Origin of the sequence: Shewanella sp. A32 (assembly GCF_029167175.1) — a bacterium.
GTDB classification, from domain to species: domain Bacteria; phylum Pseudomonadota; class Gammaproteobacteria; order Enterobacterales; family Shewanellaceae; genus Shewanella; species Shewanella yunxiaonensis.
This window is the reverse complement of sequence record NZ_JARFTS010000009.1, coordinates 102,076-116,704: the sequence shown is the minus strand read 5'-3', so window position 1 is coordinate 116,704 and position 14,629 is coordinate 102,076. Positions and strand designations below refer to the sequence as shown.

Annotated in this window: 9 protein-coding genes; 5 read left to right on the top strand and 4 right to left on the bottom strand. The window is 48.6% G+C overall.

What is annotated here, in order from left to right:
• Window positions 1-11 precede the first annotated feature (11 nt).
• Both PY479_RS09160 and rplY read left to right on the top strand, forming a co-directional pair.
• Complete coding sequence (locus PY479_RS09160) at window positions 12-560, top strand: DUF882 domain-containing protein (protein WP_275483568.1); 549 nt, start codon at window positions 12-14, stop codon at window positions 558-560.
• Window positions 561-681: 121 nt separating this feature from the next.
• Window positions 682-969 (top strand): 50S ribosomal protein L25, encoded by a 288-nt coding sequence (gene rplY / locus PY479_RS09155; RefSeq protein WP_212596370.1) that lies wholly within the window; start codon window positions 682-684, stop codon window positions 967-969.
• A 67-nt stretch (window positions 970-1,036) separates the two neighbouring features.
• Here the strand turns inward: rplY and PY479_RS09150 are convergent, their stop codons facing one another.
• Window positions 1,037-4,852 carry a translocation/assembly module TamB domain-containing protein gene (locus PY479_RS09150; RefSeq protein ID WP_275483567.1) on the bottom strand — a complete coding sequence of 1,272 codons (3,816 nt, stop codon included), beginning with the start codon at window positions 4,850-4,852 and terminating at the stop codon, window positions 1,037-1,039.
• Window positions 4,849-6,654 (bottom strand): autotransporter assembly complex family protein, encoded by a 1,806-nt coding sequence (locus PY479_RS09145; RefSeq protein ID WP_275483566.1) that lies wholly within the window; start codon window positions 6,652-6,654, stop codon window positions 4,849-4,851. The genes PY479_RS09150 and PY479_RS09145 overlap by 4 nt, the downstream gene beginning before the upstream one ends.
• A 246-nt stretch (window positions 6,655-6,900) precedes the next feature.
• On the opposite strand from PY479_RS09145, the gene PY479_RS09140 reads away from it, so the two are divergent.
• The 3 genes from PY479_RS09140 to hrpA all read left to right on the top strand — a co-directional run bounded on the left by PY479_RS09140 (window position 6,901) and on the right by hrpA (window position 12,353).
• Window positions 6,901-7,866: an isoaspartyl peptidase/L-asparaginase gene (locus PY479_RS09140; protein ID WP_275483575.1), complete on the top strand. Its 966-nt coding sequence runs from the start codon at window positions 6,901-6,903 to the stop codon at window positions 7,864-7,866.
• Between the two features lie 94 nt (window positions 7,867-7,960).
• Window positions 7,961-8,374, top strand: a complete 414-nt coding sequence (locus PY479_RS09135) for a CBS domain-containing protein (RefSeq protein WP_212596373.1) — start codon at window positions 7,961-7,963, stop codon at window positions 8,372-8,374.
• Window positions 8,375-8,471: 97 nt separating this feature from the next.
• Complete coding sequence (gene hrpA, locus PY479_RS09130) at window positions 8,472-12,353, top strand: ATP-dependent RNA helicase HrpA (RefSeq protein WP_275483574.1); 3,882 nt, start codon at window positions 8,472-8,474, stop codon at window positions 12,351-12,353.
• A 28-nt stretch (window positions 12,354-12,381) separates the two neighbouring features.
• On the opposite strand, the gene PY479_RS09125 is transcribed toward hrpA, so the two are convergent.
• Together PY479_RS09125 and PY479_RS09120 are read right to left on the bottom strand one after the other, a co-directional pair.
• The gene (locus tag PY479_RS09125) at window positions 12,382-12,765 is read right to left on the bottom strand and encodes a VOC family protein (RefSeq protein WP_275483565.1); all 384 of its coding nucleotides are present in this window, start codon (window positions 12,763-12,765) and stop codon (window positions 12,382-12,384) included.
• A gap of 120 nt (window positions 12,766-12,885) precedes the next feature.
• Window positions 12,886-14,613 (bottom strand): DUF885 domain-containing protein, encoded by a 1,728-nt coding sequence (locus PY479_RS09120; protein ID WP_275483564.1) that lies wholly within the window; start codon window positions 14,611-14,613, stop codon window positions 12,886-12,888.
• Window positions 14,614-14,629 lie beyond the last annotated feature (16 nt).

Sequence of the window (14,629 nt, the reverse complement as noted above, 5' to 3'; positions counted from 1 at the left end):
AGGTGGTTAAATTGTCAGTAGTATGTCCTGCCCGCAGGCAGTTGTTGAAAGGCCTCGGAGGCGTGGCGTTGATGTCCCTTCTTCCCGCAAAAGCCATGGCTAGCCGTTCTACTAAAGGCAGCCGTTCTCTCAGTTTATATAATATTCATACCGGTGAGCGTCAGGATGGTGTTTATTGGGTAGATGGTCAGTATATAGGCGATACTTTATCCTCTTTTAATTATCTTCTAAGGGATTTTCGACAAGATCTTGAAGTCCCGATGGATAAGCGCTTGTTTGATTATTTGCATCAGTTACAGTCGAAACTGGGTACTTCTGAAGAGGTTCACGTAATATCCGGATACCGTTCACCTAAAACCAATGCGATGCTGCGGTCTCACAGTAGTGGCGTGGCTAAAAAGAGCTATCATATGTCGGGCATGGCAATGGATATCGCCATGCCAAGTGTGAAGCTCGCGCACCTACGAGACGCTGCATTAAGCCTTAAGTTAGGTGGCGTAGGTTACTATCCAAAATCGGGATTTGTGCATATCGATTGTGGCCCAGTACGTCACTGGTAATTTTACTGGTAATACTGACTTGTCGCTCTGCTATCGCTGTGGTAATATCCGCCCGCTTTATACGAGGCCGCCGTTGGTCGAAAATGGTGGCCGCTTATTTTTTAACTAGAGAGTAATTCTTATGTCTTACACTATTCCAGCTGCTACCCGCACAGAGATTGGGAAAGGTTCGAGCCGCCGCCTGCGTCGTGAGGGTAAAGTTCCGGGCGTTATCTACGGTACTGGTAAAGAACCCGTATCTATCATTTTTGATCACAAAGATATCATCAACGTCCAGGCTAATGACGATTTCTACACCAGCGAGCTGACTATTCTGCTTGACGGTAAAGAAGTGAAAGTGCGTGCTCAGGCAATGCAGCGTCACGTGTTCAAGCCAATCATCGAACACGTAGACTTTGTTTACGCTTAATACGTAACACTTCTGAGAAAAAGCGCCTGATGGCGCTTTTTTTATCGGTGCAATAAGCTGTTAGCAATTACAAATCGAAGCTGTAATAGATATCCAGCGACTGGCCGACCGTACTGGTAACTGACTCCAGATAGAGTTTTGATAACAGGTAATATCTGACGGTCATTTCATAGCCAGGCGTAAATACGCCAACACCATATTTCAGCATCAAGTCTTTACCCAAATATCCACTGATTGCGACTTTACCATCGTCATCGGTATCCAATTGCACGTTTGAAAAACCAAACTTTTCGACCAATCCCGCAGCAGTATTACCGATATTACTCAGCGCTTGTCCCCCGCCAGATACCTGACCACTAATAGCCATCGCAGCACTGAGCATCAAAGAGTTGTTCTGGCTAGCGTCATAACCTTTGCCTTGCACAATGTAGGATAATATCTCAGCCTGCTCTTTGGTGGGGTTGGAAAACAGCGTGACCACAGGTTTCCGAGGTGTTCCGGTGACGCGCACACCCGCGACCACATCCTCATCTTTGATTTCTCGTATAGCTTCGATATTAAGATTAGGTACCTGTGGCGGTCCGACAAACTGCAACTCACCGGTGGTGATGGTTAAAGTTTGTCCCATAAAGCGGTAACTACCATCTAAAACGCGGATGTTACCAAATAGCTGTGCAGGTTTGTTGGCGAGTTGCTGCAAACGAAGTGTGCCGCTCAATATCCCTTTCAGACCATAGCCATCAATGGCGACTTTATTGCCGACATTCACACTAAGGTCAGCATTGATGGCCATTGGCGGTGACCGCTTTTGTGCAGCCGCAATATTGTCATCAAACACCACATCTTGCGATACGTTGATGCCCCCATCAGGCAATTGCACTATGGTAATTGTGCCGGATGGCACACTTACATTACCCTTAACATCAAGTAATTGTGGTGTGACATGCAGTTGCAGATTTGGCGATACTTTTAAGATTGCCAGTGGCGGTTGGATGATGGTCAGATCGTTACCCGTCACTGCCAAATCGCCAGTAAATCGACCATCAGTCCAACGGATTGTTCCTTGCATCTGACCTTTGCCTTCGCCCATTATCCAGTGGCTGGCAACCGTGGCTTGTTGTCCAGCAAATACCAGCTGTAGTTGCAGTTGTTTGATTGCGGTTGGGTTACTGGTGCTCACCAGTTCAGCATTATCAACCTGTAATTGACCACTAAATTGAGGTTCATTTAATGTCCCGCCAATGTTGACGTCTGCATTTACCAGCCCTGTGAGTGTTTGTAATTGGGGGAGCAATTTTTGCAATGGCTGCAGATTGATCCGTTGCATTTTCACCGTCCCCTTTAATGCATGTTCAGGTGTAACCGCGATGGATAATTGACTGTGAAGTTGCAGAATATCTCCAGCGGTGAATGTCACTTGAGTTGTCAGTGATTGCTGGTTTAGCGAGGCTTTGATATAGCCACCATCAAAATCAATCGCAGTTTGCTTTCCCTTCCCGTCTGGAAGGGTGAGACGACCTGAACCAATATTAAACAGCAGTTCAGCGGTTGGCTTGGATTTCGGTTGCCAACTGATACTGGCATCCATCTTGGCTTGCCCATGCCAAGTAATGCCTTCCGGCAAGACATTGGCTAATAAGGGGGCTGGCGTTCCGGCGTAATGAATAACGGCCTGGCCTTTATCTGTGAGATTCACGGGGTGTTGCAAACAGACAAGGTTATCCGTTGCTTGCAGACACAAGGGTGACAATAATCCTCGGCGTTTGGATAAATCCCAGTCAAGAGAAGCGGTATATTGTAATTGCCAATAACCAATCGGGGTATCCAAAGAAAATTCGGTTAGCTTGGCTTTTAATTGATGTTTCGACGGATCATATTGATTAGCCAGCTTAGCATTGACACTTTGGCTGCCTTTACCCTCAACCGTCACCTGTTGCTGATAGATATCGCCGTCAGTTTTTACTGTCAGAAGATCAAATTTCTGATTGTTTACGGTAAGAGCCTTCCCGATCAGCTGTAAGGCGAACGCATGTTGATCTAAAGGTAAGTAGTGACCGTTAATGCTAGCATTGTCCAACGCATACTCTTTAAAGCTGAGTTGGGCGGCATTGCCATTCAGTGTTAACTTCGGATGCAGCTCATCCCCACGCACGTTGATATCAGCATTAATACTGCCGTGTGCCAGCGGATAAAACATCGCCAGTTCTGGGATGGACAATTGACCGTTGAGATCCCATTTATCGCCTGCATTACCATCAAGGGAAAGATGAGAGTTGAAGGCGGTCAGTTGTAAGCCTTTACTGTGAATATGCCACTGTTGATCAACATCGGCACTTCCGGTTAATACAAACGGTGTTTTAGCGGCTGAACCTCTAACGTCGGCATTGCTAACCGCTACCCGCCAGCGCTTATCGTCAACATAACCTTCGGTGCTGAAGCTGCCGCTGATACTACTTTCTGGAATATCAAACGCATTGGCGGGCAGGGTAATTTTAGTGGCGTTCAGTTCTTCCAATCCGACCTGTGCCTGCCAGTTAATGCCTTTGGCATAATCCAAGTTTCCTTTCAGGGTGACTTGTCCGGCTGCAGACCACGCTTTAAATGCTGTCAGCGTTAACTGTTGTTGCCGATGAGTCAGATCACTGCTCAGTTCCACTCGTTGTACCCAAGGGGTATCAACGTTTCCGCTCACCTTGATGTGTTGTTGAGTAAGTGAGCCTTGGCTTTGCAAATCGAGGGCAGAGACTGAATATAGGGGTTGCGCAAGCGGCCAATGTAACTGGCCTTGTTTTACGGTAAGTTCGTAGGGCAGGGTGCTCTTGGATAAGGCTATTTTGCCAGTGATATCTGCCTGTTGATCTCCCTGGAGTTGGATATCCGCTTGCAGGGAATCGAAATCGCCACTCAATGTTGCGGTCACTTGTTGTTGCTGTAACCCAGGGAATTGCGGAATCTGTTGAATGTTCAGATGGCTATGGATGGTCAGCGGATAGGCACCAGACAACGCAAGCTCGCCTTGGAGAGTACCTTCACCATAATCGTGACGAACCGTAAGATGTTGTATAGAAATTTGATTTCCGATAAAACTGCCCTGCAAATCGATCCCTGGAAATTTATCCTGGCGCTTACCAAGACTCAGGGTTGAATCGCTTAGAACAGCAGACTGCACATTAAGCGGAAACGGCATTGATACCGTGGGCAACGCGGCTAAAGGCCAGGATTGCACGGTATTATGGGTTACATTAACCGCTTTATCTTCGCTATTTAACGGAATGTCGGCGGATAACCCTTGCGCTTTTAGCGTTTCTACCATCAGCCCGGTTCGCTGCCAAACGGCACTGAGGCTGATGTCAGTCGCTGCAAAGTGCATATCATTGACTTGCACCGACACATCCTGCAACTGCCCATTCTTGAGCTGGATCCCGAATGGGAGTTGTAACTCCTTAATTGCGGGCGATTCGGCTACAGCATCTGCCGCTGACGCAATATCCGCTGTATTCACATTAACCTGGGTTTTACCGACATGCAGGTCATCCACGCAAAGTTGTGCTTGTAGCAGGCAGGCAGGGCGCCACTGCAATACTAATTTTTCAGCATTAACATCGACACCCGCCATGCGCCAAGAGGCACTATTTAACGCCAATTTGTTATTAAGAGTTCCACTCTGGTAACTGATATTGAGTCCTGGCACTGACCAGTCTGCGAGTTTGACAAGCACATGCGTGCCAATACCGGTGCCAACCAGTAACGCCACTAATAACAATATCAATACTGGAAGATAAACCAGCAGCCGAATTAACCAAGCGATGGTTTTCGATAATGTCGTTCTGGGTCTTTTCTCCGGCCGCGGTGAACTCCTCGGCACATCATGTTCCGCCGTCATAGTTCAGTCCCCATGGTCAGGTGGATACGCCAAGGGCGGTAGTCGATATCTGGGTCATGCACCCCAAATCCGATATCCAACTTAATTGGCCCCAAAGGTGAAATCCAGTGAACACCGCCACCAACCGATACGATAGGCGCCATTTGCCCGTTATCGTAGGCATTACCCGCGTCAACGAAGGTGGCAACACGCCATTGAGGTGTCAGGTAATACTGATATTCAACACTGCCAACAGCGAGGTAGCGGCCGCCAATCACTTCACGCGATAACACGCCGTCACTGTTAGTAAATTCGCGATATGGTCCAAGCTCTTGATAACTGTATCCCCGAATACTTTGATCGCCGCCCGCAAAATAACGCAAGGACGGAGGCACCAAGATCAGATCATTATCTGTCACCACATTCAGCCCCAGATCTAATCGGGCAACGAAGCGGTGTTTATCGAAGAAGGTGTCAATCCATTTGAAGCGTGCCTCAAACTTACTGAGGCGCGCATCTGAACCTAGCGTCGGGTCGGCATAAGCCACACTATAGAGTTGCCGGTAACCGGATTTAGGGTCGAGACTCGCATCCCCGCGCACCGTCTTACTGATGCTGGCACCAAACAAAAAGAACTGCGGATCATAGGTGACATCTGCTTGTGTATATTGCTCTCGCAGAGCATCTAACGAATAGTTAAATAACCAACCATGACCTAGTCGTTTATTGCGGCCGACACCAATCAAACGCTTGCGGGACTCCAATTGTCCGGTATTACTGAACTGTTGGGTGGCACTGTCGAGCTCTTGGGTCACACCATATTTATCCCATAGCAGACCAAAGCGCAGCTTTAGCTGATCATCTAAAGGATGACTTAATGGAATGGTATAGGTAAATAACATCTTGGGTCTGTCGGGCGACCACTCAATACTGGTTTCCTGAAAATGACCAAACCGATTGATCTGTGGTGTTCGCCAAATCAACTTTACCCGCGGTTCGATTTCGCTGCCCGCACTGTTACCAATATCTGCGCCTAAGCCCACTTGGAAGGAGTGATCGGGTTTGGGCGATAACTCCACTTTTACTGGGACTTGGTCATCGCTTAATTTGTCCACCTGGGGCAGCACCTTTATGCTGTCGAAATAGCCGGTATCCACTAGCTGCTGATTTAGCGATGATAAGCGGCGGGCGCTGTAGGTGGCATTCGGCTCAAACGGGACTAACTTATCCAGAAAACCTGCTTCAAGAGTCTGGCCTTCGAAACTGATGTGACCAAAGTGATAACGTTTCCCTGAGTCATAACGCAAATTAATTTTGGCCAGATTAAGCTCTCGATTAACGCGGATTTCTGCCACGGTATAGTGGCCATCAAAATAACCACGCGACAAAGCCAACGTTGCCAACTGCGCTTTTACACTTTCATAACTGCCGTGATTTAGATTATCACCAGGTCTGATAGATACTTGATCTAACCATTGATTGACCACCGGATCGTTGAGGATCTCTCCATCCAGCACGATATCGACCCATTGAATATGGGTAACATCACCGGGCGTCACAGTGAGTGTTAACTGCCAGGGGCCCTTGTCATTCTCTACCAGCTGCTGTTTAAGTTTACCATGGTAGTAGCCGAGGGACTGCAGCGCATCCTGAACACTGTTGCTGGCATCAAACAGCCAGGCGCGGCGTTGAGCATCGTTTTCGGGGAGCGGTCCTAGATGCGCAAGAATATTGCGCTTTAGCGCACCATCAACACCGTCTATTTGTAGCTTCAATAGCTCTTTCGCTGTTGCAAAGGATGACAGCGGTAGTGTTAGTGTCACAGCTGTTAACAGCCATAAACATATAAAAATAAGGCGTTTGACCGACAAAAATGCAATCCGTTTATCCACTATCCCTATAGGATATTGTTACCTTTGCTCCATTACCAAGCAAGCAGCAGATTGTTTTTAGCAGGCAAAACCGTTACAAAGGTTTGTAGTTGTTAACGTGGAAGCAAAATAATGAAAACCAAAATAAAAAAACTCTGGACAGCATTAGCTCTGCTGGCTGTCCCATCATTACCGGCGATGGCTGCTGAGCCACCTTTTGCCATCGTCATTCATGGCGGCGCGGGTACCATTTCAAAAGCGAAGTTAACCGATGATCAGCTTAAACAATACCGCGCCAAGCTTACCGAAGCCGTGAATGCCGGATATAAAGTTCTGGATGATGGCGGCAAGAGTATTGATGCAGTGCAAGCGGCGATCAATGTGTTGGAAGACAGTCCGCTCTTTAATGCCGGAAAAGGCGCCGTATATACTTGGGATGGCAAACATGAGATGGATGCCTCGATGATGGATGGCAGTACCATGAACGCGGGTGCTGTTGCTGGTGTGAGTCACATTGAACATCCTATCGATCTCGCCCGCGCGGTGATGGAAAAATCTGAGCATGTGATGCTTTCAGGCGCCGGGGCTGAAGAATTTGCATTGACGCAAGGTTTTACATTAGTGCCTGCTACCACCTTTGATACCGACTATCGCTACCAGCAACTGCTGGATGCCAAAGCCAAAATCACTGCGGCAGAAAAGGAGGACTATCAAGCCAAAGTCAATCCGCAGAACCTGGATTACAAGTTCGGTACTGTGGGGGCTGTTGCACTGGATAAACAGGGAAATCTCGCTGCGGCAACGTCTACGGGTGGGATGACCGCCAAACGTTATGGTCGTATTGGTGATTCTCCGATCATTGGTGCGGGCACCTATGCTGAAAATGGCGTATGCGCAGTATCTGCAACAGGTTGGGGAGAATATTTCATTCGTTACCATGTGACGGGCGATATCTGTGCCCGGGTGAAGTATCTGCATAAATCGATTATTGAAGCGGCAGACGAAGTGATTAACCAGCGACTGGTTAGCGCTGGTGGCACTGGCGGCGTTATTGCACTTGACCAACGAGGTAACATCGCCACGCCGTTCAACACTGAAGGCATGTATCGCGCCAGCCGTAAAAACGGTGAAGAGCCGTTAGTGATGATCTGGCGTGATCAGTAAAAACTAATTAAGGCAATCGACTATTCGCGTTTCCCCCGAGCTCTGAATCACTACTACACTTAAAAAGTAAACTTTCATCTTTGGGGAAAATGTAATGGATATCAAAGTCAGTGACCATATGGATCGTAAACCGGTGTTGTTATCGCCGGAGATGACCATAGCCGAAGCAGTAGATCATCTGCTCAACCAACATAAGGCCGGAGCACCGGTTGTGGCGGCAAATGGCCAGTTGGTGGGCTTCCTCTCACAACAAGATTGCATGGCGGCTATGCTGAAAAGCAGCTATTACTGTGATTTAGCTGACCTGGTGAAAGACCGTATGCGTACTGATGTGTTGTGGGTTAATCCTGACCACAGCGTATTGTTACTGGCAGAACAGATGCTGGGGCAGAAGCCTAAAATCTATCCTGTGGTCGAAAACGGGCAGGTGGTTGGGGTGATTGACCGTTTCAATGTGCTGTCAGCTATTCGCAGTTACACCGAACATTGTTATAAGACTCCCGCCTGATTGTCGATAAAGCCAGCAGTTACATAACGAGATTTACAAACCGTATCCAAAACGGCGTATCCTTGCTAGGATCGCCGTTTTCCATTTACTGGATGTTATTGTTTTGAATCGCAAGTTGTCCCCACTTTCCCGAGAATATCTGGCGCAGTGCTTTCAAGCCGATGCCGCGGGTATTCGTCGTGCCTTGGCTAAACTGCAACATCAGCAGGATGAAACAGTCAAAGCCGCCAAATTGGCAGAGTTAGCAGAACAGGCTCAGGCAGCCTTCGAACGGGTACAACAGCGTTTGCAACATCGGCCGAAAATCCACTATCCAGAGGAACTGCCGGTATCGCAAAAGCGTGATGAGATTGCGTCTGCCATCATCAATCATCAGGTGGTGATTGTCGCCGGAGAAACCGGTTCCGGTAAAACCACACAATTGCCGAAAATCTGCCTCGAATTGGGATTCGGTAGCCGTGGTATTATCGGACATACTCAGCCGAGGCGTCTGGCTGCCCGCAGCGTTGCGTCGCGGGTCGCAGAGGAGCTGCAAACGGAATTAGGGCAGGCCGTCGGCTTCAAAGTGCGGTTTGCTGATGCCGTGTCTAGTGATTCTTATATCAAGCTGATGACCGACGGTATCTTGCTGGCGGAACTGGCCTCCGATAAATGGCTGTCGCAGTACGACTGTTTAATCATCGATGAGGCGCATGAGCGCAGCCTTAATATCGATTTCATTCTCGGCTATATGAAACAGATCCTGCCTAAACGCCCGGATCTCAAGCTGATCATTACCTCCGCCACCATTGATGTGGAGCGTTTCTCGCGTCATTTTAATAACGCTCCCGTGGTAGAAGTGAGTGGCCGTACTTATCCCGTGGAAACTCGTTACCGGCCGCTGCTGCGTGATGAAGATGAAGATCTTGACCTGATGGAAGGGATTTTTCACGCAGTCGATGAACTTACCGCTGAAGGTCCTGGCGACATTCTGGTATTCCTTAATGGTGAGCGCGAAATCCGTGACGTGGCGGATCAACTGAATAAGCGCAACTTGCGAGATACTGAGATTTTGCCGTTGTATGCACGTCTGTCTTACGGTGAGCAATCCAAAGTATTCAAATCGCATATTGGCCGTCGCATTGTGCTCGCCACTAACGTGGCAGAAACATCATTGACGGTGCCCGGCATCCGCTATGTTATCGATCCCGGTACTGCCAGAATTAGCCGCTACAGTTATCGCACCAAAGTACAGCGATTGCCAATTGAGCCGATTTCTCAGGCAAGTGCCAATCAGCGTCAGGGGCGTTGTGGTCGTGTCGGCCCTGGTATCTGTATCCGGTTGTATGCGCAGGACGATTTTAATAACCGCCCGCAGTTTACCGATCCGGAAATTCTGCGCACCAATCTGGCGTCAGTAATCTTACAAATGTTAGCTATCGGCCTGGGGGATATTGGTGGCTTTCCATTCATCCAACCGCCGGATGAACGCAATATTCGTGATGGTTTCCTGCTGTTGGAAGAACTGCAAGCGGTCGAGCGCTACAAAGGTCATTTGCGGCTAACCCGACAGGGACATGAATTAGCGACAATTCCGGTCGATCCACGGCTGGCACGCATGGTGCTGGAAGCCAATAAGCTCGGTTGTTTGCAGGAAGTCATGGTGATTGTCGCTGCCTTGTCGATTCAGGATCCGCGCGAACGGCCAATGGACAAAAAACAGGCGGCTGATGAAGCGCATAATCGCTTTGTGGATAAGAAATCTGACTTTGTCGCATTACTCAATTTATGGAATTACCTTAAAGAGCAGCAACAGCAGTTGTCCGGTAATCAGTTCCGCAAGCAGATGAAGGACGAGTATCTGTCGTACTTGCGGATCCGCGAGTGGCAGGATCTGTATGCGCAGCTGCGGCAGAGCGTCCATGATTTAAAATGGCGGCTAAACAGTGAGCCCGCAAGTTATGATCCGTTGCATCAGGCGTTGCTGTCTGGGCTGCTGAGTCACATTGGTTTTAAAGATCAGAATAACGAGTATCAGGGCACCCGTAACCGTAAGTTCTATATTTTCCCCGGCTCACCATTAGCGAAAAAAGGCCCGAAATGGGTGATGGCCGCCGAACTCACCGAGACTTCACGCTTGTTCGCCCGTAGTTGTGCGGCGATAGAACCGGAATGGCTGGAATCGTTAGCTGCCCATCTGATTAAAAAACACTATGTAGAACCGCATTTTGAAGCCAAACAGGGTTCGGTCATTGCACTGGAAAACCAGGTGTTATATGGCCTGACAGTAGTCAACCGCCGTAAGGTGCAGTTTGGGCCCGTACAACCGATAGAAGCGCGGCAGATTTTTATCCGCAGCGGCCTGGCCGAAGGGCAGTTACATCTCACCGACGTCTTCTATAAACAGAATCTGGCACTGCTTGAAGAAGTGGAGTCGCTGGAACATAAATCACGGCGACGCGATATTCTGGTCGATGAAGATACCTTATTCGCTTTCTATGATGAGCGGATTCCGGCCGGGATCTTCAATCTGCCACTGTTCAATAAGTGGTGGCGTCAACAGCAACAGCTTACTCCGGAGTTACTGAATTTCAGTCGTGAATTGCTGATGCAGCGCGACGATACCCATGTGTCGGCACTGGATTTCCCCGATAGCTGGCAGCAGGACAAGCTGACTTTACCTTTGAGTTATCGCTTTGAGCCGGGTGAAGAAGATGACGGTGTGTCGTTGCATATTCCAGTGGCGCTGCTGAATCAGATTGAAGATAAAGACTTTGAATGGCAGGTGCCTGGGCTGAGAGAAGAAAAATGCGTCGCCCTGATCAAATCTTTACCGAAACCACTCAGGCGCAATTTTGTGCCCGCGCCTGATTATGCTCGTGCCTGTGTGCAAGCCATGAAACCGCTAGCGCAGCCACTATTAGAGAGTTTGTGCCGGCAGTTACTACGCATGAGCGGCACCAAGGTCGCACCAGAAGATTTTGATGTTACAACGCTGCCGCCCCATCTGAATATCAATTTCAAAATTGAGAATGATCAGGGCAAACTCATTGCGCAAAGTCGCAGTCTCGATGAGTTGAAAGCTGCACTACAAGGCCAGGTGAAACTGGCTATCCGTCAGGTAGCGGATAAAGGTATTGAACAACAGGCGCTGACCGAATGGAGTTTTGGTGAGCTACCAAAAGAGTATCAACGCCGCCGCGGCAGTTATGAAGTGAAGGCGTTTCCGGCGCTGGTGGATGAAGGTGACAGTGTTGCCATCAAATTATTTGATGACGAACAGCAGGCGCAATCCCTGCATCGGCAAGGCGTGCGGAAACTGTTGCTGATCAATATCCCGTCACCAGTGAAGCACCTGCAACAGGCATTGCCGAACAAAGCTAAGCTGGCAATGTATTTTAATCCATTTGGTCAGGTGCAGTTATTGATAGATGACATTATCCATGCAGCCGTGCAGCAGATCCTGGATGAACAGGTATTGGATGTACGTTCACCTGCCGCGTTTGCGCAGGCAAGGGACATTGTGCGGCAGGAACTGAACAGTACTGCCGAAAGCATTGCGCTGAAGGTGGAAGAAATCCTTACCACCCATCAACGTATCCGTAAACGTCTCAAGGGCAAAATCAGCCTCAATATTGCCTTTGCCATGAGTGATATTCAAAGCCAGTTAGAGCAGTTGGTGTTTAAAGGTTTTGTGGAAGCGACCGGATGGAAACGGTTAGCGGATGTCATCCGATATCTGAAGGCGATTGAAATTCGACTGGATAAACTGCCGGTTGACCCAAATCGCGACAAACTGCATTTACTCAGCATTCATAATGCCACCGCGGAATACCAGGCGACACTGGCGAAATTACCTAAGTCACAGGCGGTGCCTGAGACGCTCGCTGAAGTCCGCTGGATGCTGGAAGAATATCGGGTCAGCTGTTTTGCACAGACGCTGGGCACTGCGTATCCAATCTCAGAAAAACGCATTCTCAATCAACTGAAAGCCGTATAGGGCGCGGATGCCAGGAATAGCGTCGAGGCTATTTCTGGCTGCCTGACAGTATTTTTAATTCGATTTTGTTGTCTTCCGGATCATACATATATAGCGAACGACTGTAGCCGCGAGCGCCGTATTTTTCACTGAACGGCTCAAACATTACGCCTTGGCGGTGTAAAAAATCCACCACTAATGATTCGTCAATCTCGGCAATGTTAAGACAAAAATGTTCGACATTAACACCTTTGTCAGCCTGGTCTCGGCGTTGTAAGTCGATCAGTACGTTGCCGAGTCGCAGTTGCCATAACGGTGGGTGTTGTGTCTGACGTTCTAGTTGTGCGCCAAGTACCCGTCCATAGAAATCGAGCATAATTTCAATATCACTGCACAGTAACACCAGATGATCTAAATCCATGACTCGTAACATAGTGCCTCCGCAGAAAGAGGTGATATTTCAAGTGTAGTGGAGCGGGGTGAGTTTGCTGTGACCAGCGTGTTAGGCAAATCGATGGGTAAGGCGCAGCCATGAAAGCTGCGCCGAACAGTTTTACTGAACGCTGGGAATGAATTCCTCTTCGACAGCCTTTTTCAGCAATTTTGGGGGTAATAGCCCTTGCTTAAGAATGAAATCGTGGAAGGCCTTTTGATTGAACTTGTCTTTTAACTTGATCTCAGTTGCGACGCGTAATTCCCTGAGGTTCATATAACCATAAAAATAAGAAGTCGCTTGTCCTGGCATTTTAAAGGTGTAGCGATCAATCTCCTGCTGCGCAAAAGCATCAGATAACACAACGCCATCCGTCAGAACTTTTTTGGCATCTTCAGGACTGATCATGCCCAGATTTAACATCGGATCCAGAAATGCTCGAGCGGCACGTTGCTGGCGCGCTTGTAGCGAAAACAACTGACCATCTTTAGGCAGATATTGTTTCATGATCGCTTCAGCATACAGTGCCCAACCTTCAGCATTCGCACTATTCATGGCGAAGATAGCGCGGGCCATCGAAACACCCTGTTCGACCATATTGGAAAACTGCAATTCATGACCCGGACGTGCTTCATGCACGGTCAGCGTCCAGGAAAAGGCTTTACTGGTAAAGTCGGTCACTTTGGGAGCTTTGCCCGGCTCGATCATTGGCAAAACAAACTCGCCATATTCTCCGGTATTGCCGACTAATCTTGGCGGATTCATGTGTGCCGCGGGTAATGCTGCAGTTTCCGCAGCGGAAGCCACTCGAATATTGGCGGGGCGCTGAGGTAAAGTAACAATATCATGTGCTTTAACAATTTTTTCGATATCTGCCAGGCGTTGCTTAAAGAAAGGGAGCACCTCGTCACCGGTAACCTGTTCTTTTTGCAACTGATGGATCACATAGCGGTAATCGTCATTTTTAAAACCTCGTGCTTTGGCAACATCGGTCGCAACTGTCTGCATTTCATCGCGAATTTCAGCGTATTCAAACAGTGCCCGTTGGATAAGCTCTCGAGGCGGCATATCCACACCGTCATTTTTCAACGCGTTACTGTATAACACTTCAGGCATGACGTTGGACTTGCGCGCAATCGGCAGAATCTTCGTTTGCAGCCATTGCTGATAGTCGGTTAGCTGCGCCGCCAATTTTTCAAATCCTGGTTGCCATCCTTCTAATTTGTGATCGTTAAATAGTTGCTTGATACCATCGATAAACTTAGGTGTATTGTCGATGGCTTGTTGTACTTCTCGATAATAAGGCGCGGTTAAATGCGGGTTCCCCAGCGCTTGCTCGGTACGTTCTTTGGCTTGTGCGGCGATATTTGCTGAACCATCCAGCCCTGCGTAAGCGTTGAGACGAGCCACGGCTTTTTGCATGCGGGTTTGGCTGTTTCTGTCATCCAACAGGGTCTGAATACCGCCAAATACTTTTTCGCCCACATTGTAAAAAGGCAACTCATATTGGTCGGAAAGGGCCGTTGAATCCACTTCGCGCTGCAACGTATCGAGCATGATTTGCAGATCCTGCTGTACTCGGGTGTCGCTTTCCTTTTTCTCAGCAGCGCGGAGTTTTGTAATCTCTTGCTGTATGACTTCCATTGCGTGTTTTTCGGCAGCCAAACTGAGGTTAGAGGCCTTGCTGTCATAGGCTTCAATGCCGATCTCGGAACCATTCTCAGGATTTACCTCGGCAAATTTTTGCAGCACCTCTATCGCATACTGATTGCTGGTCGTTACCCAGGCTGGTTCTGCGGCCATGACTGAAAAGCTGGCGCAGAGCGCTAGAGGCAATATGGATTTCATTCGGTTCACCATGTGT

Excerpts from the sequence above, each read along its gene's own strand:
- rplY (WP_212596370.1), top strand. The coding sequence starts at position 682 with ATGTCTTACACTATTCCAGCTGCTACCCGCACAGAGATTGGGAAAGGT.
- PY479_RS09150 (WP_275483567.1), bottom strand. The coding sequence starts at position 4,852 with ATGACGGCGGAACATGATGTGCCGAGGAGTTCACCGCGGCCGGAGAAA.
- PY479_RS09140 (WP_275483575.1), top strand. The coding sequence starts at position 6,901 with ATGGCTGCTGAGCCACCTTTTGCCATCGTCATTCATGGCGGCGCGGGT.
- PY479_RS09135 (WP_212596373.1), top strand. The coding sequence starts at position 7,961 with ATGGATATCAAAGTCAGTGACCATATGGATCGTAAACCGGTGTTGTTA.
- PY479_RS09125 (WP_275483565.1), bottom strand. The coding sequence starts at position 12,765 with ATGTTACGAGTCATGGATTTAGATCATCTGGTGTTACTGTGCAGTGAT.
- PY479_RS09120 (WP_275483564.1), bottom strand. The coding sequence starts at position 14,613 with ATGAAATCCATATTGCCTCTAGCGCTCTGCGCCAGCTTTTCAGTCATG.